Origin of the sequence: Paenibacillus provencensis (genome assembly GCF_042678545.1) — a bacterium.
GTDB classification, from domain to species: Bacteria; Bacillota; Bacilli; order Paenibacillales; family Paenibacillaceae; genus Paenibacillus; species Paenibacillus provencensis.
Genome location: NZ_JBHTKX010000001.1, coordinates 2,806,602 through 2,831,785, shown reverse-complemented (window position 1 = coordinate 2,831,785; position 25,184 = coordinate 2,806,602). Strand labels below are relative to the sequence as shown.

The window sequence follows — 25,184 nt, the reverse complement described above, 5'->3', positions numbered from 1 at the left end:
AGGAAATGATGCCAAGTCCGGGCAAACAGACGAAGGCAAACAGTTCTCCAATTAGTCTGCGGCTGCTGCAGCGTGCGATTATGATCGTCGTCGGCGCATCGCTCATGGCTGTAGCTCTTGAGATTTTTCTAATTCCCAATGGCGTTATTGACGGTGGTATTACAGGGATATCGATTATGGTGTCTCAGCTCTTCGGTCTGCCGCTTGGTGTATTGCTGACACTGTTCAATCTGCCGTTTCTTCTGATTGGGTATAAGCAGATTGGCAAGACCTTTGCGGTATCTACACTGTTCGGTATTATCATTATGTCGATCGGTACACACCTATTGCATCATGTTCAGGCATTAACGCCGAATGAGCCGCTGCTTGGCGCTGTCTTTGGCGGTGTTATCCTCGGAGTGGGAGTAGGACTCGTTATCCGCTCGGGAGGTTCTCTTGATGGAACAGAGATTGTCGCAATTCTGGTGAGTGGAAGGTCTCCATTTTCCGTCGGACAGGTCGTTCTGGTCATTAATGTGTTCATCTTCGTTATGGCAGGCTTCGTGTTTGGATGGCCGAACGCGATGTATTCCATGATTGCGTATTATATTGCGATGAAGATGATCGACGTCACAATTGAAGGATTGGATCAATCCAAGTCGGTATGGATCATTAGTGAGAAGTACCGTGATATCGGAGAAGCTCTTGCAGATCGTCTGGGCCGCGGGGTTACATACCTCGATGGAGAAGGCGGATTCAGCGGGGACGAGAAGAAGGTGATCTTCGTCGTCATTACGCGTCTGGAGGAAGCCAAGCTGAAGAACATCGTAGAGGACTGGGATCCACAGGCCTTTGTGGCGATTGGTAATATTCATGATGTAAAAGGCGGACGTTTCAAGAAAAAAGGCATTCACTAGCGATGACTTCTGTTATTGGTATATGTATAGAGAACCCGGTATCCCTAAGATTCATTAGGGTACCGGGTATTTTTTATGCGCGGATGTGATCTGCCTCACTTCATGACACATCATATCAGCTTCGGTTCTGTCATAACCTACTTCTTGTTCAGGTGCTTCAATACATTCTCCAGTGGCTGCGGCGGCAGAGCAGCGAGAAGATCACCCTTCTTTGCTAGACGTGCGCCAATATTTAGCAGATGGAAGTCCTTCGGCCGTACGTCTGCTGCCACCTCATCCCATAACAGAGGCGTCGAGACGGAGGCGTGTTCTCTGGCGCGTGGAGTGTAGGGGGCAGCCAAGGTTTTACCGCCATAATGCTGGAGATAATCAAAATAGATCTTGTCGCCCCGGTCCTTCTTCAGCCGTTCCAATGTGAATAAGTCTGGATGCTTCTGACATACATACATACCGACAAAATGACCGAGCGTTCGGAGCTCCTCGAACGTAATCCCGCTCTGGATGGGCACAATGATCTGCACACCTGTGGCACCCGATGTCTTGGGTACGGATTGAATGCCAAGTGAATTTAGGGTCTGTCCGACGAGGTGCGCGGCTTCCATAATTCGGGGCTCTTCCGGCAGGCTGGGGTCCAGATCGATCATCCATTCACAGGGCAGCTTACTGCCCACATAATGAAGAGAAGGGTGAAACTCAAGTGCAGCCAGATTGCCAAGCCATAGAAGGACAGGCAGGTCCTCCATCACAATGTAGTTGATCCCTTCATGAACCGCCGTTTTGACATAAGGAGGGAGAGGCTCAGGTGCATTTTTCTGATAAAAAAATTCGCCGTGAATCCCATGTGGATACCGGATGGTCGTGAGCAGCCGGTTCCTGCAGTATTTCAGCAGATAAGGGGAGAGCTCTGCCAGCTTCTGCAAATACATCGATTTCGTGACACCGGCTTCGGGCCAGAGAGGCTTGTCTGGATTCGTAATTGTAATATCCTGTCCTTCAATTTGAATCGTGCCCTTAATCGAACGCGGCATAGGTCAGTTCTCCTCCTTCTGTGCTACTCGGCATTCTGCTGCAGGGATATGAGGGGCGAAGCTCTCTATCGTAGGGTGACGCATCGTTCCGCCGGGTGTCCATTCGAGAAAGGTAACACGCACGACAAGCTCGGGCTGTATCCACAGTGCGCCTTGATTCCTACCGGGTATATTGACAAAAGGCATATGCTTCACACCCATGCTCAGCGCTTGTTCCGTTAGTGTCCGCCAGTCCTGGACGGTAAATCTGCCAGTTCCGGCATGCCCGATATATTCAAGCTCTCCCTGTTCATTATACAGACCCAGCAGAAGTGAGTTGACGAGCTTGTCCCTGAACGTAACCCCGCCGATAACGGCATATAAATCCCCGTTCTTCTTGCGTTTCTGCCACCGATTGTCCTTGCCGTCCATGGCGTAGGTGCTGTTCAGGTCTTTGACCACGACACCTTCAAGCTGCTGGGCTTTGACCGCTTCAAACAAGGCATTGCCATCCGGAAAATTCTGAACCAGCTGTACCTGCGGGTGAGGCTTGATCATCTCAGCGAGCAGCTGCTGCCTCTCCGACAGCGGTCTATCCGTAACCCATACACCATTCAGGTACAAAATATCAAATACCATGTAGGTAACCGGAACGCTCTTGAGGCCTTGCCGGATACTGCGTTCGCTCCTTAGGCTGTCCCGTCTCATGATCTCGTGAAAAGACGGCTTGCCCTCTCTGAATGCAATCAGCTCTCCGTCAAGGATAAAAGAAGAAGCGGATGAATAGACATCCGCTTGTGTAAATTCGGGGTACTGCAGGGTCCGGTCATTCCGTTTGCGATTAATGAGCTTCACTTCATGCCCGTCGTAATACGTTAGCATGCGGACACCGTCCCATTTCACCTGGGCAATCCAGGGAGGGCCGACAGGAAAAAGATTCGTTCGGATCGGTTCAAAGGGAATGACCGGCGTAAGTTCCATTATCAGCTGCTTCTCCTTTAATACAATAATTAATTACTTATAAACCATGCGAATTCCAATACCAAATGGATCTGTAACATAGGCTTCAGACTCCTGAGTTGTTACGGCATATCCGCCGGATTGAAGACGCAGCAGCGTTTCATCGAACGCTTCTTTACCCTCAAATATGATAGTGAAGTAATCAATTCCTAGCGCATCGTGAGGGGTGGCCGGCGCATTCTGACCGGCCAAAATATTAAGCCCGATATGATGGTGATATCCACCAGCGGACACAAATACCGCTTGAAAGCGTGGATCATCCAGCACAATATCAAATCCAAGCAGCTTGTTGTAGAATTCGCGGGCTGCTGGGAGGCTGGATATATGAAAATGCACATGGCCGATGACGGTGTCTGCAGGCAGTCCGGTAAACGGCTTATCGCCCGCCAGCGCCAGCAGTCCGTGAACATCAACAGGATCGCTTCCCATAATATAATGATTCTTCTCATCGCGGCGCCATACACTTCTTGGCCGGTCAGCATAAATCTCAATGCCGTGTCCATCCGGATCGTTAATGTACAGTGCTTCACTGACACTGTGATCGCCTTGACCAATTTCAATACCGCTGTCAATCAGTTGACGAAGTGCAAGACCCAGGGATTCCCGGTCTGGCAGAAGAATGGCAAAGTGGTACAGCCCGGCATGGCTTCTTGAGCGGATCGGCTTGGGATCCGTAAGCTCCTCCAATACGACAAGTGAACGGACACCGTCACTGGTTAGTACGGCCTGGTTTCCATGCTGAGACAGCACCTTGAGTCCTACGACTCGTTCATAAAAATCGATAGAGCGTGTAAGCTCGCTGACGCGAAGCTTCACTTCGCCCAGCGTTGTAGCGGGATGAATAGAGTATGTCATGTGTTTAATAGCCTCCTTGATCATGTCCATATGAACTAAAAAATTACTAACTTACATTAAGTTACTTTATGTAAGTTAGTATATAGTGTCTCTATGGACGCGTCAATGATAACGTACATACATGTAAACAAGAATCCAGATGACCGAATAATCAAATGACGGACGATCAGGCCAAAGCTGTAATGTAAAGCTTCTCAAGCTAAGATTAAGCACCTGTCTCTTTCTTTTTGGCGGTTTTGCGCTTCGTCTTCGGCTTGACGACCGGTTCTTCGCGGTTGTCTTCTGCGGAGGCATCCTTTTTACGAGTAGTCCGTTTCTTGGCAGGCTTGGCCGGCCCTGGATCGGTTACAATCGGTGGCTGCTGCTGGGTGGCTTCAATACTTGCTTGAAGCGCCGCCATAAGATCGACGACATTCGCTTCCGGCTTGGCTGGAGCAATCTTGTACTCTTCCCCTGCGACTTTATGATTTATGAGTTCAAGCAGTTTTTCGCGATAATCGTCAGTATATTTCTCCGGGTCGAATGGCGTACTGAGCTGATCGATCAGCATTTTGGCCATCGTGAGCTCCTTGTCGTTGACCGCAATATTCTCGGGAAGATTAGGAACCTGGGACACAGGACGGATCTCATCAGGGTAAAATATCGTCTCAATCGCAAGACAATCCTCCAGCACTCGAATAGCCGCAAGGCTGCTCTTTGAACGGATGGAGATTTTGGCAATTCCAATCTTGCCTGTTTCCCGCATGGCTGTCATCAGCAGCTGATAAGCATTGCCTCCAGACTGATCAGGAGATAAATAATAGGTCTTCTGAAAGTAAATCGGATCAATATCCGTTAAATTGACGAAATCAAGTATCGAAATGCTCTTATTGGCCTGCTCGGACAGCTGATCCAGCTCATCCTTCTCAAACAGCACAAATTTTCCCTTCTCGTACTCGTACCCCTTAGTAATTTCCTCCCATTTCACTTCTTCATCGCAGGATGGACATTTGCGAATATAACTGAGCGGACTGCCGCATTCGGTATGAATATATCGCATCGAAATATCCTTGTCCTCGGTAGCAGAGAACATTTTGACTGGGACATGAACCAGTCCGAAGCTGATCGCGCCTTTCCAGACGGTATGCATGATCATCCCTCCTTATATAATTTGTTGTATTATCCTTCTTGCTATTATGGGCAAAAAGAGACGGTTATAACCTTATTGAATGGAAGCTGAAGAAGCTTTAGGAGGCATAATTTAAGAACTTCGTGCATGAATATCGCTTCATCTGGACATATTACGGATTAAAAAATGGTGAAGGGGAGACGACATGTCCAGAACAAGCGATATGTACGAGCCGGAGAGAAGAGACAGGGAGAATGGAGATGCAGGTGGATTTGATCAATTCTTGGATGCTCTCAGCGGGACGGATATGCTTGCTGTCGATATGGTGGATTGGCATGAGGTAACAACGCCAGAAGCAAGAGATGAAGAGACGATGGAGGAAACAGCGTTCGACGTCGATCGTATGGTGAACGAGGGCCTGGGCGGTGGACAGGTCACTTACGACAATGGATATATCGGAGACAGCACTTCAGATGCATTATTTGATGAGCATGAGCTGGAGATTAATAAGGAAGAAGGAGATCTATAACATGATGAATGCAAACCGTGCAAAAGCAATTTATGAGGCGAAGGAAAATATCCCCGTCAAGCTGGACGGGGAACAACCCGTATGGATTGAGCATGTGGACGTAGAGAACCAAATGGCAACCGTGCAGATAAGTAACAATCCGCTGGAGACGCATACGGTCCGAGTGGATCGTCTGGTCGAGAGCTAATCATACGATAGTGAATATGAACCCGGGGTCATAGTACCCCGGGTTTTGTGTGTCTTCCTTACCTTGCTTGGGAAGATGGAGAACTATATAATGAGATGAAGGATTTGACCTGAAACTAGTGAAATGCATTGTTATTGCTTGAATGATAGACCGAAAGAAGGTTAGCATATTGAATCACGAGCATCAGGAGTGGGAGTACCACTCCAGTAGTGTACAGGATACAGAGCGGCTTGCTTCCCATCTGGCCAGACTCGCGGTGCCTGGCTCTGTTATCGCCCTTGATGGTGATCTGGGTGCAGGGAAGACGGCATTTTCCAAATATTTTGCACAGTACCTAGGTGTAGAGGGCGTCGTGAATAGTCCCACCTTTACATTGATCAAAGAGTATGAAGGCAGACTTGCACTGTATCATATGGATGTCTACCGGATTACGCTCGATGAAGCAGAGGGGCTCGGGCTGGATGAATATTTCTATGGCAATGGTGTAAGCCTGGTCGAATGGTCCAGTATTATCTCTGAGCTGCTGCCGGAGGCTCATCTGCATATCCAGATGACGGTGACGGAGACGGGAGAACGTGTCATTCGTTTGAATGGTTACGGCTCGCCTTACACGGACTGGTGCGAAGATTTGAAGAGAAGTGGAGTCGATTGAGGATGAACGAAGAACGGAAGCCGCGTGAGCGGTTTTTGGCGTTGGATACGTCAACAGCGGTACTTGCTGCGGCATTGATGGAGAACGAGACGGTGCTCTCTGAGTCGAATTCACGTACGGAGCGGAATCATGCCGTGCATGTGGTTCAGGCGCTAGAGGACCTTATGAAAGAACAACATATAGAACGAACGGAGATCGGCGGTATTGCCGTTGGAATTGGCCCCGGCTCCTACACCGGTATCCGCATCGCGGTAACGGCTGCGAAGACGCTTGCCTGGGCGTGGGGTGTGCCTGTTGCATCCGTGTCCAGCCTGGAAGCACTGGCTTGGGGAGGAATTGGTTCTCTCAAGGACAACAAGAAGATTGGAGCAGCTTCAACGGATTCAGGAAATCAAGTGAAGGCAGAGCAGGTACAATACTGGGTCGTTCCCCTGATGGATGCGAGAAGAGGACAAGCCTACACCGCATGGTTTGAAGGATACGATGGTGAGAAGCCAATGCACCGGCTTGAAGAGGACGGCATTCGGCTGGTCGAGCCATGGACGGAGAAGCTTGCTGAGCAGTATGAGCAGACAGAAGCTTCAAGCCGGCCTGCAGGCATTATTTTTGCAGGGGAAGTGTCGCAACACGCAGAGACGATCGAGAAGCTGAGAGACCGTTTGTCTTGTGAGCTTGTGCTTATGCCGTATGACATGGAAGGAAGATATGTGGGCAAGCTGGGTGCTATGAAGCTTAAGGCGGGTCTACACGATGATGTGCATACGCTCATTCCGAATTACACACAGCTTGCGGAAGCAGAAGCCAATCTTCTACGCAAAGGATGAAGGGAGTCGTACGTTGGGGCATGGAGAGCAAGGAGCAAACCGGACGGTTGGAATTTAGATTTATGAAGCTGGAGGATATTCCAGATGTACTCGTCATAGAGCAAGAGTGTTTTACCCTGCCGTGGACGGAAACGGCGTTCGTGAATGAGCTGACACAGAATCATTTTGCGAAATATATGATCATGGAATTGGACGGTAAGGCTATCGGGTATGCCGGAATGTGGACGATTGTTGATGAAGCCCATATTACGAATATTGCGGTGAGAGAAGCCTACCGTGGACGGAAGCTGGGCGAGAAGCTGCTCCATGAGATAATGAAGACGGCAGCTTACCTGGGTATGTCGAGAATGACACTCGAAGTACGATTATCCAATACCGTAGCCCAGAACCTGTATAAGAAAAAAGGATTCAAGCCTTCAGGACTCCGCAAGGGGTATTATTCGGATAATAATGAAGATGCGCTTATTATGTGGGCTGACCTGCCTGCCAGCATTGATCATGGTTCTGATGGTGAAGAGGAAGGAAGTTTAAAGGATTCATGACACACTCATCCGATACATTACAATCCAGTTATATACTTGCTGTCGAAACCAGCTGTGATGAAACCTCGGTGTCTGTCGTCAAGGACGGACGTGAGGTACTAGCGAACCTCATCTCCAGCCAGGTGGAGACGCACAAAGCATTTGGCGGCGTTGTTCCGGAGGTCGCGTCCCGCAAGCATGTTGAAGTTATTACTCTGATGCTCGAAGAGGCGATTACCGCTTCGGGAATTAAACCGCAGGATCTATCGGCTATTGCCGTCACCCAGGGGCCGGGCCTTGTCGGGGCTCTGCTGGTAGGGATTGTTGCAGCGAAGACACTCGCGATGGCACTTGGCAAGCCGCTCATTGCAACTCATCATATTGCCGGGCACATCTATGCGAACCGCATAATTGAAGAGCTGGAGTATCCGGCAATGTCACTCGTCGTATCCGGGGGACATACGGAGCTTGTGCATATGGAAGCAGAAGGGAAATTCGAAGTGATTGGCCGAACGCGCGATGATGCGGTGGGCGAAGCCTATGACAAGGTGGCGCGTGCACTGGGTTGTCCTTACCCGGGAGGTCCCCATGTGGATCGCATGGCGCATGAGGCGGATCACGCGGTGACCCTTCCTAGGGTATGGCTGGAGGCTGATTCCTATGATTTCAGCTTCAGCGGACTTAAATCTGCCGTGCTCAATGTGGTGAACCAAGCATCCATGAAGAAGGAAACGCTTGACCCGGCAGCGGTGGCCCGGGGGTTCCAGGAGTCCGTTGTTGAGGTGCTGGTCGAAAAAGCCATTCGAGCCGTGCGTGCCTATGGTTCGAAGCAGCTTCTATTAAGCGGAGGCGTAGCGGCAAACCGTGGACTGCGCAAGGCGCTGGAGGAGCGTTGTGCCAAGGAGGGCATTCATCTTCTGATCCCGCCGATGGAATATTGCACAGATAATGCGGCTATGATTGGCGCGGCAGCACATCTGAAATGGCAGCGAGGCGAGCTGGCCGGCCTTGATTTGCAGGCACAGCCCGGGCTGTCACTCGAAGCGTGGTCCGTTAAATCCTAAGTGTAATAAAGATTATATAGACTAGTAGAAGCTCGTCCATCAATACGGACGAGCTTCTTTGCTTTTGTCGAGGGACAAGAACTTGTATCGATTGTCGAAATGGACAATAACATAGTCTCATTACCGATCAGGCAAAGTACGAACATAATTATATTTTATGATTGGGAGGTCAGCATAATGGATTTGGTAAATAAATTTTCAAAAGGCTATTATGAGTATTTACAAGGGGCTTATTGATGGTGGTTTTGTTTATCCAGATGTAGAAGATTTCTGAGAAGGAAACATCAAACGTGATGCTTCCCCTCTTGTCGAAATCAAGCATAGCAATTACTCAAAAGTCGTAAAATGTCAATATGTGCACAATTTTATCCACATATCCGGAAGAATTTGGGGATAAATCCCGAAAGTCGAATTTGGACATGTTTTCGAAAATGAATGAAAATGGCCTCATCTAGTTATTAAAAAAATGTGGATAATGTGGACAATTTAGTGGATAATATTGGTTTTTCTATAAAACACCCACCATAACGCCAAAAAAACAGCCTTAACGGCTGTTCTAATGGATATATTATCCACTTTTGTTGTGGATAATGTTGTTAATTATTGCAATGAAGAAAAATGTGAAGATATTTTGAATGCTTTATATTACTCGGCCAGAGCTTCCCATTCTTGATAAGCTGTGCTGAGATTCGACTTTAATGTCTCAATATGCTGCTGTATCTCCTGGAGCTTCATATAATCCTGATACACTTCAGGCTTGGCCATTTCTGCCTGTTGAGCTTCAATCTGCTCCTCAAGGGTAGCAATTTGTACTTCCAGGCTGTCCAGCTTCCGCTGCCGGTTTCTTTCCTCTCGCTTGGCTTGCTTCTCTGCCTGGAAGCTCGCGGCTCCGGATTTCTCAGGAGCTGTCTCAACTACAGTCGTTTTATTGGCAGCTGTTTGCTGCTCAAGACGTTCCTGGGCAATCTCCTCAAGGTCTTGTTTCTTCTGGACATAGTCATCATAATTTCCTAGGAAATGCTGGGTGCCTTCCGGATTCAATTCAATGATCTGCTCTGCCATTTTGTTCAGGAAGTAGCGGTCATGCGAGATGAACAGCAGGGTGCCTTCATAGTCGATCAGAGCGGATTCCAACACTTCCTTGCTGAACAGATCCAGATGGTTCGTCGGCTCGTCCAGAATGAGGACGTTGGATTCCTGCAGCATAAGCTTGGCAAGGGAGACTCGGGCTTTTTCTCCGCCGCTTAATGAGCTGATCTTCTTCGTCACATCATCACCGCTGAAGAGGAAATTACCAAGCACGGTCCGAATACGCGCTTCCTCCATGTGAGGATACTCGCTCCATAGCTCTTCAAGCACTGTGTTTTGTGGATTGAGGCCGGTCTGCTCCTGGTCGTAGTAGCCTACCTTAATCTTGGTGCCCCAGTTGATGGTCCCAGTTCTCGGATTCATCTGTCCGGTGAGACATTTGAGTAATGTAGATTTGCCAATACCGTTGGGTCCGATGAGGGCGACCGTCTCGCCGCGGCGCAGATCAAAGGCAGCATGCTCGAACAGCGGCTTGCTCGGATCTTCAAAGCTTACAGAGAGGTCTCGAACCTGCAGCACCTCTTTGCCAGACATATAAGCGATATCAAATGAGAAGTGGGCCTTCTTCAGCTCGCCCTGCGGACGATCCAGACGATCCATCTTCTCCAGTGCCCTACGCCGGCTCTGCGCTCTCTTGGTCGTCGATGCACGGACGATATTCCGCTGTACAAAAGCCTCCATCTTCGCGATTTCATCCTGCTGCTTCTCATATTGCTTCAGCTGAGACTCGTACTCTGCAGCCTTGATCTCCATGTAACGGCTGTAATTGCCTGTATATTTCTTGGAGCGATGACGCTCAATTTCAACGATGCTCGTCACCAGCCGGTCTAGAAAATACCGGTCATGGGATACGACGAGCAGTGCGCCGGAGTAACTGCGAAGATAGTCTTCAAGCCAGGTTAGTGTTTCAATGTCCAGATGGTTCGTCGGCTCATCCAGCATGAGCAGATCAGGGGCCAGCAGCAATATCCGTGCAAGGGCAAGTCTGGTCTTCTGACCGCCGCTTAGTGTGGATATCTTCGTATCTGCCGGGAATTCGCCAAAGCCCATACCGTGCAGCACACTGCGGATCCTTGTTTCAATCTCATAACCGCCCCGATCCTTGAACCAATCGGAACGTCTGGCGTATCGCTCGAGTAATTCTGCGTATTTCTTCTCGTCTTCCATTTGCTTCGGATCAGAGATCTGCTGCTCCATGCGCCGAAGCTCGGCTTCTGCTTCTATCAGGTCGGCAAATACCTTGCGCATCTCCTCCCAGATCGTCCCGTCTGATTCAAGTCCGCTGTTCTGAGCGAGATATCCGAGCGTGGTTTCCTTGGCTTTGAAGATCTGACCTCCGTCATAGGACATTTCTCCTGCGAGGATCTTCAGCAGTGTAGATTTGCCTGCGCCGTTGACACCGACAAGTCCGATGCGTTCACGCTCTAATATTTGTAGGCTGACACCTTCAAGAATACTGTCAATGCCGTATCTTTTAATAATTCCACTAGCCTGAAAAAGCATGATGGTTCCTCCGTTAATATAATCTTCGTTCTAAAGCTGAACATGCCTATAAACATACTATTTCTAGTGTACATGAAAAAGGGCAGCTTTGCATTGCATAGAACATGTTAAAACATTTAGATAGAGCGTTTTAATGTGCTTTATTCTCTCCTTGAGGCTTATAGTCTTTTCTTCAAATAGATGATAAACTAAAAAATGAAATGAAAGCATGTAATCCATTTCATATGTTTCATTCATATAATGATTAGTGGATTGGAAGGTGCGGATCAATGGAGATGGATCAACAGCTTGACAGCAAGAAGCAGCTCCGCTCTAAGATGCATCGGATTCGAAATGACCTATCCATTGACATACGGTTACAAATTTCCGAGAAGCTGTGCGAACAGGCGATCCATGAGATAGAGCAGCTGAGAATACTTAAGAACAAGGACAGGCTGGTCGTATTCTCGTATATTGCATACCGCAGCGAGGCCGATACTTCCCTGATTCTTAAGCATGGTTTCGAGCAGCAGGATATTGTACTTGTTCCCAGAGTAACAGAGGATTCTTCGCTAATGGAGCTTCGTAGAATTCAGGGAATGCAGGATGCTCAGCCTGGCAGATGGGGAATTCATGAACCTGCTGACCATACCGAGGTATGGGAGCGGGAGCGATGGACAGACATTGATCTCGTTATTGTTCCGGGTCTTGCCTATGATCATCGTGGCGGCCGAATTGGATACGGCGGAGGCTATTATGACCGGTTCGCTGGAGAGGTTCGCGCCAGAAGCCTCAAGCTTCAGAGGTCTAACCAGCAGGTGTCGGAGCAGATGACAGAGCAGGTGATAGAGCCCGTATATGCAGGGCTTGTACTGCCTGGACAGCTGCTTCCGCCGGGAGATATCCCCATGGAGCCGCAGGACTTCAGATTGAACATGCTGTTCACGGAACACGGCGTATTACATATACAATGAATGAAGGATTGTGATTAAGTCATGAATATGAATTCAGGAGATGGACAGGCCGGGAATGGTTCACTTACACATTTTAACGAGCAGGGTCGTGCACGCATGGTGGATATATCCGGCAAGGCGGTTACCGCGAGAACAGCCGTTGCAGAATCGAAGCTCACGATGGCGGAGACCACGCTCCAGGCGGTCAAGGAAGGACGGGTCGGTAAAGGCGATGTGCTCGCCGTGGCTCAGGTTGCCGGGATTCAGGGAGCGAAGAGAACCTCGGACTGGATTCCCATGTGCCATCCACTTCCACTGACAGGTGTGAATATCTCATTCAGCGATAATGACGTGAATGAACTGTATATCGAAGTAACAGTCAAGACAGAAGGAAAAACCGGTGTGGAAATGGAAGCTTTAACAGCAGCATCTGCCGCCGCACTGACCATATATGATATGTGTAAGGCATTACAGAAGGATATGGTGATCGGGCCTACACAGCTCGTCTCAAAAACAGGTGGTAAAAACGGAGATTATTATTCCAAATAGGGGGAAGGGTGATCTTATGTTGTGGAAGACAGCGATCCTGACGGCAAGTGACAAGGGAGCGCGAGGAGAACGGGAAGATACGAGTGCACAGGTCATCCGTGAACTTGTGGAAGAAGAGCTCGGCGGAGAAATCATCGAGTATCGGATCGTCCCTGATGAGCCGGATGAGATCATTGCCGCGCTTATTGAAATGACCGATTATTTTCATGCGGACCTCGTCCTTACGACGGGTGGAACCGAGCTCGCCATAAGGGATGTTACACCGGAAGCGACACGGAGAATTATTGACCGTGAGGTTCCCGGCATGGCGGAAGCCATGCGGAGCACGGTGCTCCAGAAGAATCGGGCAGCCATGCTGTTCAGAGGGATCGTCGGTATTCGGGGCAGAACACTGATTGTGAACCTGCCGGGCACACCGAAGGGTGTTCATGAGAATCTAGCCGCGATTATGGATCAGCTTCCTGAAGCGCTGCTTATGGTCACAGGACAATTCAGACAACCAGATTTATAGTATAAATAGGATGTATAGTTGAATAAGCTCATTTTTCCAGATTCTTGAGATATGGTCTATGTATGCTTTTACATTTATGATATGATTCAAATCAGATGGACTTGGATTTTATTGGATACATATCCATACACAAGAAGGAGGAGCAGGAATGCCAAGTATTGGACCTACAGGTTTTATTCTTATCGTTGTTGTTGCTTTGCTGCTGTTTGGACCTAATAAATTGCCTGAGCTTGGACGGGCTGTGGGCAGAACCTTCCGGGAATTCAAGAATGGCGCACAGGAGATTATGTCTGATGACAGTTCGAATTCCAAGAAGGAGTCTGGCATAGCAGCATCGAAGATTGAGGAGACCAAGGCGACTACGGTGGAGGACAAGCGTCTGCCGGAATAACGTGCCGGTTACACTTTTTATGCACACAGAATGAAGATAGCATCCCTTCTCTTTTAGAAGGGTTTTGTTTTTTCTATCATGAGAGAGCAGAGAGGGAGTGTATTCAAGATGTCGGAACTTAAAGAGGGAATGTCGCTGGTAGATCACCTGGGGGAACTTAGAAGACGTCTTGTTGCCGTGCTGGCCGTTTTTGTACTAGGGCTTGTTGGTGGTTTTTTTGTCAGTGATCCCATCTACACGTATTTAACACAAGAGGGGCCGATCTCCAATTACGATATTGAGCTTCATGCTTTAACCTTATGGGATGGACTTAGTATGTATATGAAGATTGCGCTGCTCTTTTCTTTAATCGTTACTCTTCCCTTCACAGCCTATCAGGTGTGGAAATTTGTCAGTCCCGGCCTTAAGGCCCATGAGCAGACAGCCACGCTTCGTTACATTCCTTATGTCTTTTTACTGTTTCTTGTGGGGATTGCTTTTTCATACTTCGTCGTTTTTCCAATGGCTGTAGGCTTCACGAATAATATCAATGCCAGCCTGGGCCTGGTAGAGACCTATGGTATGGCACAATTCTTTACATTTATGTTCAATCTCATCCTTCCCATCTCGCTGCTGTTCGAGCTGCCGGTAATCGTCATGTTCCTGACGAAGCTAAGAATTATTAATCCACTCCGTTTGAAGAAAATGCGCAAAATTTCTTACTTCGTGCTGGTCGTCATCGCTGTATTTGTTACTCCGCCTGATTTTATCTCGGATGTCATTGTCATTATTCCCTTGATTCTGCTCTATGAATTCAGTGTGTTCTTATCTGCAGTTGTCTATCGCAAGCAGCTCGAAGAGAAGGAAGAGTATGATGCGCAGTATGTTAAGTTAGATTCGGGTGAGAAAGCTTAATTCTCCAAGGCATATTTTTGACGAGTATGGATAGACTGGTAGAGGGCTTGCCAATGGATGGGCAAAACTTCATCTGAATTTGTTCAAAAGGACTTGAAATCATTCTCTAATTTCAGTATCATGAAATTGGTTGTTAGCACTGACGACTGTCGAGTGCTAATAGTAAGTGCAACAACCGTAACATATGTAACAATATTAATTAAGGAGGCTATTTTTCATGATCAGACCTTTAGGTGAACGCGTATTGGTAGAACCGATCGAACAAGAACAAACAACGGCTTTAGGAATCGTACTTCCGGATTCTGCTAAGGAAAAACCGCAAGAGGGCAAAATTATTGCTGTTGGCGCTGGAAGCTTGAAAGACGGTGTTCGTGTTCCTCTTGAAGTAAAAGAAGGCGACCGCGTTATCTTCTCCAAATATGCTGGCACAGAGATCAAATATGAAGGTAAAGAATATTTGATTATGAAAGAAAGCGACATTCACGCGATTCTTGGCTAATTCCTAGAGTCTGGTGAATAAGTTTGAATTCAGCAGCTTACTTATCGGTTAAGGCATTTGACTTACACTTATATGTCCGCTCTTACGACGGCTTGTACTTAGAATATTGCATATAAATTTTTAGGGAGGTTTTTCAGCAATGGCAAAAGATATTAAATTCAGTGAAGACGCTCGCCGTTCCATGCTTCGTGGTGTGGACGCTTTGGCTAACGCAGTAAAAGTAACGCTTGGACCAAAAGGACGCAACGTCGTTCTTGAGAAGAAATTCGGCAGCCCGCTCATCACAAATGACGGTGTAACGATTGCAAAAGAAATCGAGCTGGAAGATGCATTCGAGAACATGGGTGCTCAGCTGGTTAAAGAAGTTGCAACCAAAACCAACGATGTTGCTGGTGACGGTACAACGACGGCAACGGTACTTGCTCAAGCCCTGATCACAGAAGGTCTTAAGAACGTAACTGCGGGCGCTAGCCCAATCGGTATCCGTAAAGGGATCGACAAAGCGGTTCGTGCAGCAGTAGAAGAACTGCGCAGCATTTCCAAACCGGTTGAGAACAAACAATCCATCGCTCAAGTTGCAGCAATCTCCGCAGCGGACGATGAAGTAGGCGAACTGATCGCTGAAGCTATGGAAAAAGTGGGTAACGACGGTGTGATCACGGTTGAAGAATCCCGCGGATTCGAAACAGAGCTTGAAGTGGTTGAAGGTATGCAGTTCGACCGTGGATATATTTCTCCATACATGATTACAGACACGGACAAAATGGAAGCTGTCCTCGACAACCCTTACATTTTGATCACAGACAAGAAGATCACAAACACGCAAGAAATCTTGCCTGTACTTGAGAAGATCGTTCAACAATCCAAACCACTTCTCTTGATCGCAGAAGATATCGAAGGCGAAGCGCAAGCGATGCTGATCGTAAACAAACTGCGCGGTACATTCAATGCAGTAGCGGTGAAAGCTCCTGGATTCGGTGACCGTCGTAAAGCAATGCTGCAAGATATCGCTGCTCTGACTGGCGGCCAAGTGATCACAGAAGAACTGGGTCTTGACCTGAAAACGGCTTCCATCGATCAACTGGGTACTGCTCGTCAAGTACGTGTTACCAAAGAAAACACAATCATCGTTGACGGTGCAGGAAGCAAGGAAGACATCGATGCACGTGTTAAACAAATTCGTTCCCAATTGGAAGAAACCACTTCCGAATTCGATAAAGAGAAATTGCAAGAGCGTCTGGCTAAACTGGCTGGCGGCGTAGCAGTCATCAAAGTCGGTGCTGCAACAGAAACTGAGCTCAAAGAGCGTAAACTGCGTATCGAAGATGCGCTGAACGCAACTCGTGCTGCAGTTGAAGAAGGTATCGTATCTGGTGGTGGTACTGCCCTGGTTAACGTATACGGCGCTGTATCTGCGGTTGCTGACCAATTGCAAGGTGACGAGCAAACAGGTGTGAACATCGTGCTTCGCGCGCTCGAAGCTCCAATCCGTACGATCGCTGCTAACGCAGGTGAAGAAGGTTCCGTAATCGTGGACCGTCTGAAACGCGAAGAAGTTGGCGTAGGCTACAACGCTGCAAACGGCGAATGGGTGAACATGATCGACGCAGGTATCGTTGACCCTGCCAAAGTTACTCGTTATGCATTGCAAAATGCAGCTTCCGTTGCAGCTATGTTCTTGACGACTGAAGCGGTTATCGCTGACAAGCCAGAACCAGCAGCTCCTGCAGCTCCAGACATGGGCGGCATGGGTGGAATGGGCGGCATGATGTAATTCAGGCATACAAAGCCTATAATAGCAGTAAATAAAAGACTCCCGAGAGGGAGTCTTTTTTATTAAGTCGCAAAAAATATGGGAGTTAAACGCCGTTTAACTCGAAATTCAATTGTATACAATAAGCAAGCTTTGGATTCAAACAGTTAATATATTTACCCTAATACATCTGGGGTAATGGAGTTCCTGGAGGTCTCCACCAAGATTCAACCGTTCTCCAAGCGGTATCAAAATCGTAGCCTTTTCCCATTAAATATCCAATGGCAACTGCTTCTGTTAATGCATGATGATACCCAAGGTAATGGGCTTCTCGTAATCCATGTCTAACAGCAGGGCTTATAGTTGTAAGAGTCTGGTGTTGAAGATGTTGTTGATTAGTCATATTCATTTTGTTACTCCTCACTTTTTATTAAATGATTTGTAATAAGTTATGAGGGTATAGGTAGATGTGGAACATGTCTTTTAAATATTTCAGGTCCGATTGTGGGTTATACCCCAAGAGAAAACCACCCGTTGGTCGGGTGGTTATGATTATGTCGCAAAAAAATATGAGAATTAAACGCCGTTTAACTCGAAATTCGAATGTATACAAAAAGCAAGCTTTGGATTCAAACAGTTAATATATTTACCCTAATACATCTGAGGTAATGGAGTTCCTGGAGGTCTCCACCAAGATTCAACCGTTCTCCAAGCGGTATCAAAATCGTAGCCTTTTCCCATTAAATATCCAATGGCAACTGCTTCTGTTAATGCATGTCGATACCCAAGGTAATGGGCTTCTCGTAATCCATGTCTAACAGCAGGGCTTATAGTTGTAAGAGTTTGGTGTTGAAGATGTTCTTGATTAGTCATACTCATTTTATTACTCCTCACTTTTTATTAAATGATTTGTAATAAGTTATGAGGGTATAGGTAGATGTGGAACATGTCTTTTAAATAATTTCAGGTCCGATTTTATATTGTTTTTAAATACCCTTTATTTTGAATATCTATTTCGAATTGGATATCCATTTTCATATTTCGATAATAATCGGATCTCCAGTTTTTTAATTCTTTCAGTGAAATTTTGTTGCGGTAAAACTGGCCTATACCCAAAATATCCGCTTCACTCTTTTGAATTTTCGCAAACATTTTATTGAATCGCTCGGTTAGAAGTGTTTTCAATTCCTCTTTGATTAAAGTCGTTGAGGTTTCCCCTTTTGTCTCCAAGATGACGACCTTTAAGTTAACCCGGGTTTTTAGAAATGGCTTATTATCAACTAATACGCTTTTATGATGCATGGAATTACCGGTAATCATGACACTTGCATGCTCCATTACTTCTACTTTCCCCTGGGTGCTTTCTCCTTCAAAAGCATTAAATAGCAGGGTTTCGTTTGAGCTGATTTGTTCTACCATCTTTCCACTCTTTATTACGGCAGAGCCAGATTGTTCAATAGCTGTTGTTCTTCCTGTACCAATTATAGGGATCGCAACATCGCGTGTATAGGAATGGATACTCCGGTAAACCTCCCATATCCTTGTAAGGGCGATATCCGGATTCCATCCTGCATTTTTTTCAAAAAAGTCGAACATGGTGGTTGCTTTAACATTTGAATCTTGCAGTTTTTTGAAAAACTCATTTAAATCTTCTTTACAAATCGCGACTAATGCTTTTGGAGGGATTTCGCGTGATCGCATAAAGCCAGCCATGATATCATTCATTCCTTTCTCAGCGGTTTTCTGCTCAATCAATATTAGTTTTACATGAAGCAAATCTACGCTACTCTCCATATTCCTGCTGACTGAATCAACCGCCATTGAAATCGTTTCTCCTGTTCCGGATACAATTTTGTTTTTCGACATATCATCAGGCTTCGGAATTTTTAGAAAAACCTTGTATTGTTCGTCAACCGTCGATATACCAAGGACAACAGGGAGAACCCGATGATTAATGTCCCTATTGTCCCAGCAACCGCTTAGGGTAATGACCGCCAAAAGCAGGAAAATAGTGATAAGGACTTTGGATTTTGGCTTAAATGGTTTCATTTTTATCCTTCCTCTTTTTAAGAAGTCCAAAGATAAAGATAGATAAGGGAATCGTAATCAAGATGTAAAATCGTAAAAAAGTATTCCACCAAAATAATTGCTCGATATCCTTCCAGTCCGGAATTAAAAAACATGAAAAAAAGACGGCCGCTGAAAGTACTATCGACAGGTTAAATGGTTTTATCGAAGGAAGGTAATGGCTCAAGATACGGATTATTTTCCATGTTACGAGAGAAAGGAAAAGCATGATAAAGGAAAGTAGACTTAACAGAAAAAACATGGTAACCCTGTCAAACATTAGCCATCTAATATTTATGGCGTCCACAGTAACAACGTAGGGCAGTAAGGTCGTTGCTGATGTGGGTTGTCCCAATGTAAGAACAGGTATATAGACTGAAAATATAAAAAAGGGAATAAGGAAGGCTGCAGCCCATAAAACATACTTTCTGTCGTAAGAATAATAGGGCTGTACAAAGCCAAGAAACAGAAATCCTCCCGAAAAGGCAAAAAAACCTTCTAAGTAGGAACGCTCTGTAATGAAGCTGAAATCAGTATTGAATGGAATTGCATATCTCCAATCTACGTTTTGAAATGAAGCAAAGAAGATAAATAAAATGATGGGAAGAAACAGAATGGATAAGAGAAACACGGTGCGAAACATCACTTCGACCCCTTTAGCTGCAATATAGGATGAAATAGAAATCAATAATAGTATGATGGCCCATAAGGGTGTTTTTGATAAAAAGACAATGGTGATGATTCCAGAGTAAGCCCGGACGGTTATCAATAAAATCATGATGAAATAAAGGAAAATAGGGACAATAAATAAGAAAGCTGTGCCTTTTCCAATCTCTGAGTAGATAGTGATGATATCTTTTTTCGGAAAAAAGCTTAATCCCTTCATATAAATATATATAAATATAAAATGAACGGTTATGCCTATGAGGATGGGAAGCCAGTGGCCCTGCTCTGTACTAGAAATGATATTATCCGGGTACAAAAAGAAAATAAGTCCCAAATGGCTTACAATATACATCAGCATGACATGCAAACTTTTACCCATTATTGCTTTCATCCCCTTTTATGTTTATGTAGAGATAGGACTTGCCGAAGGTGTTTAGGTTTGCTAAGTAAGCGCTAATTAGAACCATGCCCGCAACAATGCCTAATAGGCCAAAAATCGCTGCAAGAAATAAAATGGCATATTTAAATAACCTGATGGAAACATTGTTTTGAACCCCAACTATTGTTGAATTAGCAATGGTAGTAGCTGCAAGAATAATGATGAGCAGATTGCTGACTAATTTAGCTTCAACTGCAGCCTGTCCCAGGATAATCCCGCCGACCATTGTAATCGTTGGACCAATGGATTTGGGTAGCCTAACACTTGCTTCCAGAATTAATTCAAGAATAACGAGCATGATCATAATCTCCACCAATGCTGGATATGGAACTCCTTGACGGCTTTCGACAACGGATAAAGCAAGCTGAATCTGCAGCACTTCAGGATTTATTGAAACTAATGCCACGTACAGGCCCGGGCTGATCAGAGTCACTAAAAAACCTATAACTCTTACAGCTCGAATGGCAACCATAATGGGCAGAGGAAAGTTCCGGTCATTGTCTTCCGCAAACATATCCCAGAGAAGGTTGGGAAGAATGAGCGCAAAGGGCAATTGATCCACAAAAAGAATGACTCTTCCTTTTTTCAGATATTGAATTGCTTGAAGAGGCAGCTGAGTGGTATTAAATTTCGAAACTGCTTCCATGGATGGAAACCCCAACATTTTAGACAGTCCCTGCACATCACTTATTTCCATATTGTAATTTTTTTGGATATGGGCATGAAGATTATCAACCATTTCTGAATCAGCTTGACCCTCTATATAAAGCAAGGAGAGCTTCTTTTTCTCATTATGTCCTTTTGAATAAGAGTGTAAGTGAAACTTATCCGTGTTCAGTTGTTTTCGGACCATTCCGATATTTGCATCAATGTCCTCTGTGAAGGAAATTAACGGACCTAGAATCACATTTTCATTAGAAGGAGGTTCAATGGAACGATCCAGCATTTTCAATACAGGCTCCATGATTATATACCGATTGGTATTTTCAATATTAATAATCAGTTTGCCTGCATATATGGATGAAATGGCTTCCTTTGCATCTCCTTCTTTCATTTCACCTATTGCACTCCATAGCTCTTCAGAGGATCTATCTTGAAAAATGATGCTCTCAGCATGCTTTTGAAGGACGGTTCTCGTTTTTATAAAATCAACTAAACTATTAAATCCTAAAAGGAAAACGGGTGTATCAGCAAGGTAATCCCTCTTCAAAAGAAAATCAACGTTTTTTCCAAGCTCTGCTTTAATTTCCTGAACTACTCGATCCATAGCTGAATATCCCTTCAAAAAGTAATATTATTAGTTTTCTTATTTTGGAGATTTTTATTCGTAGGCTCATATATTAGGTGATGGAGAATATCAGGCAACCGTATACTCTTTGGTCATATGAAAGACGAGCTTTATTTCAATTGATTCTAACGAAGACAAGCAGATGATAAGGTCTATGGAAAATGCTGCTCGGGAGGAATTATTCAGTGTTTTCCTTTATACTAAAACAAGATGCGGCTTGTTAATGCACTGAGTATATTCTTAGTTGCATATGTGTAATTAGCCAGTCTTCCTTCGGGACGAAGGGGAAGCATTTCATGTAAAAGGCTTGATATAGATGGAGCCTCATGTTGAATATTCTTTAGAAAGAAGGATCGATCAATGGAGCAACAACGCGTTTTTGGAGATTTTCACTCCATTTTAGATGAAGGTAAAGTGTGGAAGATTGGAGGGTTCGCTCTTCCGGACGGGTCGTTCTGGGAATACCGGGAGCCGGATGCGGTGGTCATCGTACGCAACGGAATATTATATGTACGTGCACCGCTGAGCCGGCAGCATAACCAGGTTCAGATCCTGGATAATGCGAAGCATATGTATTATTCTGTTGAGGAAGTAGAAGTGCCGGAATCCGGAGAAGTGACATTTGAGCTGCAAATTCGTGCTCGTACAAGAGGAACCGTTCCCGGGGACTTTTATGATGGATATGTATCCTTGAACCTGCTTGATTTCAGCACCGGAGCAGCACTCGACTTCTTTGCTAACAATGAGCAATTCTGCAGTGTATATGCCATTCTTCCATTCCCGGGCGTGAAGGTGCCTGAATCGGACAAGACCCGGTACTTCAGCATCTTCAAAGAGGACGATGCTCACTTTAAGCCCCAGGAGTTCAACACATATACCATCACGTACAACCGTGCTAACGATGAAGCGGTATTCCTGGTTAATGGTCACGAGGTTCGCCGCGAGATTGGCATTCCGGTCAAAATGAACAAATTCACGATTGCGCTTGGCATTATGACGGAGAAGGATTTGTCTCCGCAAGGCAGCGTATCCGTTCACGGCCAGACGGTCATAGCTGAGTATTCACCAGTGACAGTGACGATTAAGGAATAGCGGATTCGATTCCGAATAGCAAGCTCTCTTTCACAGCCTTTGTTCCCTTAGAACAAAGGCTGTGTTTTATTTTTATACGATGCGTGAGAATCATTGCAGATTTCCCCCGAACCAACGAAGCAAGAAAAAATATGTGTTTTAATTATACCCCTATAGGGTATAATGTTATTGCAACAAAGACACAAACTGAGGTGAATGAAATATGAAAAAAGAACTGGCACTAATCGGAATTACAGCCATGCTCATTATGAGCGGATGCGGCAATGCTGGAGACAGCAATTCAAATGAGACGGCAGACACAGCGGCACACGAGGATCATTCTGCCATGAATCATTCTTCGTCAGGTGAGGTTCCTGAAGGTTTGAAGGAAGCGGTGAATCCGAATTTTAAAGTCGGAGACAATGCGAAGATCACTACAGATCACATGTCAGGCATGGAGGGAGCAGAAGCTACCATTACCGGAGCCTATGATACGACCGTTTATACCGTTTCATATACACCTGTTAACGGTGGAGAGCAGGTAACGGACCATAAGTGGGTCATCCATGAAGAAATCCAGGATGCGGGCAGCGAGCCGTTTACACCAGGCAGTGAGGTCGTGCTGATGGCGGATCATATGGAAGGGATGAAAGGGGCAGAGGCCACAATTGATTCGGCTAAGCAAACCACGGTATATATGGTAGATTTCACTCCAACTACGGGAGGCGAACCTGTCTCAAACCATAAATGGGTGACGGAAGAAGAACTGGCAGCACTCTAAACAGGATGATATGAAGCAGATATGAGAGAATTCAGTAGTACACCATACAGGAGGATTGCTCCTGCTACATAAGCATTTTTGTTAGGAGCTTCGAAGGCTTTATATACTTCAGGATTTTGCATCATTTGATTTGGCTGATGCAAAATCCTCACCTGTATAACTTTACTGTTATGCGGGGAAATCTAGTAAGGATTGAAGTTATCTTGCGTAGGAGGCATGAAGCAATAATGGATACACGTGAACCGGCACTGCCAATAACTATGAAAAATCAGTTGAATGATCAGCTGCATCTGCTGATGGACGGCATCCATCGTGTACTTGGCACCATTGAGGAGAATGAGTGCTGTATTCTGAATCAATTTGAGCAGATGAATCAGCAGTTTCGGGCCATTCATACCATTGCTGCCTCCTATTACTTAAGAACGTACCTTGAGCCGTATACCGATCATTATGCGACGCTGGCAACGACCGTGCAGCATTTATCGGAGCGAAGACATGGAGCGCTCATTGCTATCCGAAGAAAGGATGAGATCAAGCCTTTTGTTCATTCGGGCATTCCGATTAATGCGATACTATCCTTCTCACTAATGGAATCGATATTCTACCCAGGGAATCCACTGCATGACGGAGGGGTTGTCGTCGATAAGAATGTAATTCTATCCGCAGGCAATATTTATCCTACCGCACAGTTTTATGAAGGGGAGGAAATGCTGGGGACACGTCATCGTGCGGCCATTGGGCTGACCGAACGAACAGACTGTCTTGTACTGGTCGTTTCAGAGGAGACGGGACGCGTGTCGTTTGCTATTCAGGGCAAACTCTATCCTGTTCAACCGAGCGGCTTGCTGTAGACGTTACGGTTTAGTCGGTGATTGTCTTGTGATTGCTTCTGTCATAAAGAGCCTTGACAATCCATCAGTTTAGTTATAAACTAATACTCACAGAAGCATATCAAAGCATTGCTTCACAAGAAATTATCTTAATTTTAAAATACTTTACTTGTTTATAATATCTAACTAAGGAGATGACATAATGAATCATTTAAAAGGAATCCATCACGTAACTGCAATCACCAGCAATGCAGAGAAGAACTATGAGTTCTTCACTTATGTTCTGGGCATGCGTCTCGTTAAGAAGACCGTTAACCAGGACGATATTCAGACCTATCATCTGTTCTTCGCAGATGACAAGGGAAGTGCAGGAACCGACATGACCTTCTTCGATTTTCCCGGCATCCCGCAAGGCAAGCATGGTAACGATGAAATCTACAAGACTTCATTCCGGGTGCCGAGCGATGCAGCGATTGAATACTGGGTCAAGAGATTTGACCGCCTTGGCGTCAAGCATACAGGAGTGAAAGAGCAATTTGCCAAAAAGACATTGTCCTTTGTTGATTTTGATGATCAGCAGTACCAGCTCATCTCGGATGAGCATAATGAAGGAGTGGCTACTGGTACACCTTGGCAGAATGGTCCAATCCCACTGGAGTATGCCATTACGGGTCTCGGGCCGATCTATATTCGTCATGCACAGTTCGATTACATTAAAGAATTGATGGAGCGGGTATTATTATTCAAGGAAATTGCCTCTGAAGGTTCGCTTCATTTGTTCGAGGTCGGTGAAGGAGGCAGCGGAGCTCAGGTTGTTGTTGAACATAATACGATGCTTCCGCCTGCACGCCAAGGATTCGGAACCGTTCATCATGCCGCATTCCGCGTAGAGGACCGCGCCGTGCTTGAAGAATGGATTGAGCGGATGTCGAGCTTTGGATTTACAACCTCAGGTTACGTAGACCGGCATTTCTTCGAATCGTTATATGTGAGAGTAACACCGCAGCTACTATTTGAATTTGCAACGGATGGTCCTGGTTTCATGGGGGATGAGCCTTACGAGACATTGGGAGAGAAGCTGTCCTTACCTCCATTCCTGGAGCCACACCGTGAACAGATCGAGCGAGATGTGCGTCCGATTAACACGATGCGAAGTGATAAAGTAATTGAAAAGGAATATGAGTAACGGCTAGGGAGAAAGGGTTTGTACTTATTTCACGCGGGATTGCATATATAAATAATATCTTTTAGTGAAATA

28 protein-coding genes are annotated in these 25,184 nt (G+C 45.8%); 18 read left to right on the top strand and 10 right to left on the bottom strand.

Annotation, left to right across the window (positions count from 1 at the left end; genetic code table 11):
* The first annotated feature begins 8 nt into the window (after nt 1-8).
* The gene (locus ACFQ3J_RS13745; RefSeq protein WP_091158969.1) at nt 9-896 is read left to right on the top strand and encodes a YitT family protein; all 888 of its coding nucleotides are present in this window, start codon (nt 9-11) and stop codon (nt 894-896) included.
* Nucleotides 897-1,033: 137 nt separating this feature from the next.
* On the opposite strand, the gene ligD is transcribed toward ACFQ3J_RS13745, so the two are convergent.
* The 4 genes from ligD to ku form a co-directional block, all read right to left on the bottom strand.
* Nucleotides 1,034-1,924 (bottom strand): non-homologous end-joining DNA ligase, encoded by an 891-nt coding sequence (gene ligD / locus ACFQ3J_RS13740; RefSeq protein ID WP_251582157.1) that lies wholly within the window; start codon nt 1,922-1,924, stop codon nt 1,034-1,036.
* Between the two features lie 3 nt (nt 1,925-1,927).
* A complete protein-coding gene (locus tag ACFQ3J_RS13735; protein WP_251582155.1) occupies nt 1,928-2,884 on the bottom strand; it encodes an ATP-dependent DNA ligase in 957 nt (318 codons plus the stop codon).
* 33 nt (nt 2,885-2,917) lie between these two features.
* A complete protein-coding gene (locus tag ACFQ3J_RS13730; protein WP_251582153.1) occupies nt 2,918-3,778 on the bottom strand; it encodes a VOC family protein in 861 nt (286 codons plus the stop codon).
* A 205-nt stretch (nt 3,779-3,983) separates the two neighbouring features.
* Nucleotides 3,984-4,907 (bottom strand): non-homologous end joining protein Ku, encoded by a 924-nt coding sequence (ku, locus tag ACFQ3J_RS13725; RefSeq protein ID WP_091153773.1) that lies wholly within the window; start codon nt 4,905-4,907, stop codon nt 3,984-3,986.
* Between the two features lie 184 nt (nt 4,908-5,091).
* Between ku and ACFQ3J_RS13720 the strand changes: the two genes are divergently transcribed.
* From ACFQ3J_RS13720 to tsaD, 6 genes are all read left to right on the top strand, one after another.
* Complete coding sequence (locus ACFQ3J_RS13720; protein WP_091153775.1) at nt 5,092-5,415, top strand: hypothetical protein; 324 nt, start codon at nt 5,092-5,094, stop codon at nt 5,413-5,415.
* Between the two features lies 1 nt (nt 5,416).
* Nucleotides 5,417-5,602: an H-type small acid-soluble spore protein gene (locus ACFQ3J_RS13715; protein ID WP_379293006.1), complete on the top strand. Its 186-nt coding sequence runs from the start codon at nt 5,417-5,419 to the stop codon at nt 5,600-5,602.
* A gap of 169 nt (nt 5,603-5,771) precedes the next feature.
* Nucleotides 5,772-6,254, top strand: a complete 483-nt coding sequence (gene tsaE / locus ACFQ3J_RS13710; protein WP_379293004.1) for a tRNA (adenosine(37)-N6)-threonylcarbamoyltransferase complex ATPase subunit type 1 TsaE — start codon at nt 5,772-5,774, stop codon at nt 6,252-6,254.
* A gap of 2 nt (nt 6,255-6,256) precedes the next feature.
* Nucleotides 6,257-7,078, top strand: a complete 822-nt coding sequence (gene tsaB, locus ACFQ3J_RS13705) for a tRNA (adenosine(37)-N6)-threonylcarbamoyltransferase complex dimerization subunit type 1 TsaB (RefSeq protein ID WP_251582149.1) — start codon at nt 6,257-6,259, stop codon at nt 7,076-7,078.
* Between the two features lie 20 nt (nt 7,079-7,098).
* A complete protein-coding gene (rimI, locus tag ACFQ3J_RS13700) occupies nt 7,099-7,620 on the top strand; it encodes a ribosomal protein S18-alanine N-acetyltransferase (RefSeq protein ID WP_091153783.1) in 522 nt (173 codons plus the stop codon).
* Nucleotides 7,617-8,663, top strand: coding sequence for a tRNA (adenosine(37)-N6)-threonylcarbamoyltransferase complex transferase subunit TsaD (tsaD, locus tag ACFQ3J_RS13695; RefSeq protein WP_251582147.1), 1,047 nt, complete (start codon nt 7,617-7,619; stop codon nt 8,661-8,663). The genes rimI and tsaD overlap by 4 nt, the downstream gene beginning before the upstream one ends.
* 645 nt (nt 8,664-9,308) lie before the next feature.
* Here the strand turns inward: tsaD and ACFQ3J_RS13690 are convergent.
* A complete protein-coding gene (locus tag ACFQ3J_RS13690; RefSeq protein ID WP_251582145.1) occupies nt 9,309-11,255 on the bottom strand; it encodes an ABC-F family ATP-binding cassette domain-containing protein in 1,947 nt (648 codons plus the stop codon).
* Between the two features lie 269 nt (nt 11,256-11,524).
* Here ACFQ3J_RS13690 and ACFQ3J_RS13685 point away from each other — a divergent pair, with 269 nt between their 5' ends.
* From ACFQ3J_RS13685 to groL, 7 genes are all read left to right on the top strand, one after another.
* Nucleotides 11,525-12,208, top strand: a complete 684-nt coding sequence (locus ACFQ3J_RS13685; RefSeq protein ID WP_251582143.1) for a 5-formyltetrahydrofolate cyclo-ligase — start codon at nt 11,525-11,527, stop codon at nt 12,206-12,208.
* A gap of 21 nt (nt 12,209-12,229) precedes the next feature.
* Nucleotides 12,230-12,736, top strand: coding sequence for a cyclic pyranopterin monophosphate synthase MoaC (gene moaC / locus ACFQ3J_RS13680; RefSeq protein ID WP_285850039.1), 507 nt, complete (start codon nt 12,230-12,232; stop codon nt 12,734-12,736).
* 16 nt (nt 12,737-12,752) lie between these two features.
* Entirely contained in the window at nt 12,753-13,247 is a 495-nt protein-coding gene (locus ACFQ3J_RS13675; RefSeq protein ID WP_047912169.1) for a MogA/MoaB family molybdenum cofactor biosynthesis protein, read from the top strand.
* Nucleotides 13,248-13,395: 148 nt separating this feature from the next.
* A complete protein-coding gene (locus ACFQ3J_RS13670; protein WP_091153791.1) occupies nt 13,396-13,638 on the top strand; it encodes a twin-arginine translocase TatA/TatE family subunit in 243 nt (80 codons plus the stop codon).
* Nucleotides 13,639-13,746: 108 nt separating this feature from the next.
* A complete protein-coding gene (tatC, locus tag ACFQ3J_RS13665; RefSeq protein WP_251582140.1) occupies nt 13,747-14,532 on the top strand; it encodes a twin-arginine translocase subunit TatC in 786 nt (261 codons plus the stop codon).
* Nucleotides 14,533-14,749: 217 nt separating this feature from the next.
* Nucleotides 14,750-15,031, top strand: coding sequence for a co-chaperone GroES (gene groES / locus ACFQ3J_RS13660; RefSeq protein WP_047912166.1), 282 nt, complete (start codon nt 14,750-14,752; stop codon nt 15,029-15,031).
* Between the two features lie 139 nt (nt 15,032-15,170).
* A complete protein-coding gene (gene groL, locus ACFQ3J_RS13655) occupies nt 15,171-16,805 on the top strand; it encodes a chaperonin GroEL (protein WP_091153796.1) in 1,635 nt (544 codons plus the stop codon).
* Between the two features lie 160 nt (nt 16,806-16,965).
* Here groL and ACFQ3J_RS13650 read toward each other — a convergent pair whose 3' ends face one another.
* From ACFQ3J_RS13650 to ACFQ3J_RS13630, 5 genes are all read right to left on the bottom strand, one after another.
* Nucleotides 16,966-17,187, bottom strand: coding sequence for a hypothetical protein (locus tag ACFQ3J_RS13650; protein ID WP_251582138.1), 222 nt, complete (start codon nt 17,185-17,187; stop codon nt 16,966-16,968).
* 248 nt (nt 17,188-17,435) lie between these two features.
* Nucleotides 17,436-17,657: a hypothetical protein gene (locus ACFQ3J_RS13645; protein ID WP_251582136.1), complete on the bottom strand. Its 222-nt coding sequence runs from the start codon at nt 17,655-17,657 to the stop codon at nt 17,436-17,438.
* A 102-nt stretch (nt 17,658-17,759) separates the two neighbouring features.
* Nucleotides 17,760-18,833 carry a Ger(x)C family spore germination protein gene (locus tag ACFQ3J_RS13640; RefSeq protein WP_251582134.1) on the bottom strand — a complete coding sequence of 358 codons (1,074 nt, stop codon included), beginning with the start codon at nt 18,831-18,833 and terminating at the stop codon, nt 17,760-17,762.
* Nucleotides 18,820-19,896, bottom strand: a complete 1,077-nt coding sequence (locus ACFQ3J_RS13635) for a GerAB/ArcD/ProY family transporter (protein ID WP_251582132.1) — start codon at nt 19,894-19,896, stop codon at nt 18,820-18,822. The genes ACFQ3J_RS13640 and ACFQ3J_RS13635 overlap by 14 nt, the downstream gene beginning before the upstream one ends.
* Nucleotides 19,889-21,223, bottom strand: a complete 1,335-nt coding sequence (locus ACFQ3J_RS13630) for a spore germination protein (protein ID WP_251582130.1) — start codon at nt 21,221-21,223, stop codon at nt 19,889-19,891. Before ACFQ3J_RS13630 ends, ACFQ3J_RS13635 begins: the two co-directional genes overlap by 8 nt.
* A 381-nt stretch (nt 21,224-21,604) precedes the next feature.
* On the opposite strand from ACFQ3J_RS13630, the gene ACFQ3J_RS13625 reads away from it, so the two are divergent.
* The 4 genes from ACFQ3J_RS13625 (at nt 21,605) to ACFQ3J_RS13610 (ending at nt 25,112) form a co-directional block, all read left to right on the top strand.
* Nucleotides 21,605-22,336, top strand: coding sequence for a DUF6081 family protein (locus ACFQ3J_RS13625; protein ID WP_251582128.1), 732 nt, complete (start codon nt 21,605-21,607; stop codon nt 22,334-22,336).
* A gap of 202 nt (nt 22,337-22,538) precedes the next feature.
* On the top strand, nt 22,539-23,096 hold the full coding sequence (locus tag ACFQ3J_RS13620; RefSeq protein ID WP_251582126.1) for a YdhK family protein: 558 nt from the start codon (nt 22,539-22,541) through the stop codon (nt 23,094-23,096).
* Nucleotides 23,097-23,323: 227 nt separating this feature from the next.
* On the top strand, nt 23,324-23,947 hold the full coding sequence (cdaS, locus tag ACFQ3J_RS13615) for a sporulation-specific diadenylate cyclase CdaS (RefSeq protein ID WP_251582124.1): 624 nt from the start codon (nt 23,324-23,326) through the stop codon (nt 23,945-23,947).
* A gap of 181 nt (nt 23,948-24,128) precedes the next feature.
* A complete protein-coding gene (locus ACFQ3J_RS13610) occupies nt 24,129-25,112 on the top strand; it encodes a ring-cleaving dioxygenase (protein WP_251582122.1) in 984 nt (327 codons plus the stop codon).
* Nucleotides 25,113-25,184: the final 72 nt, after the last annotated feature.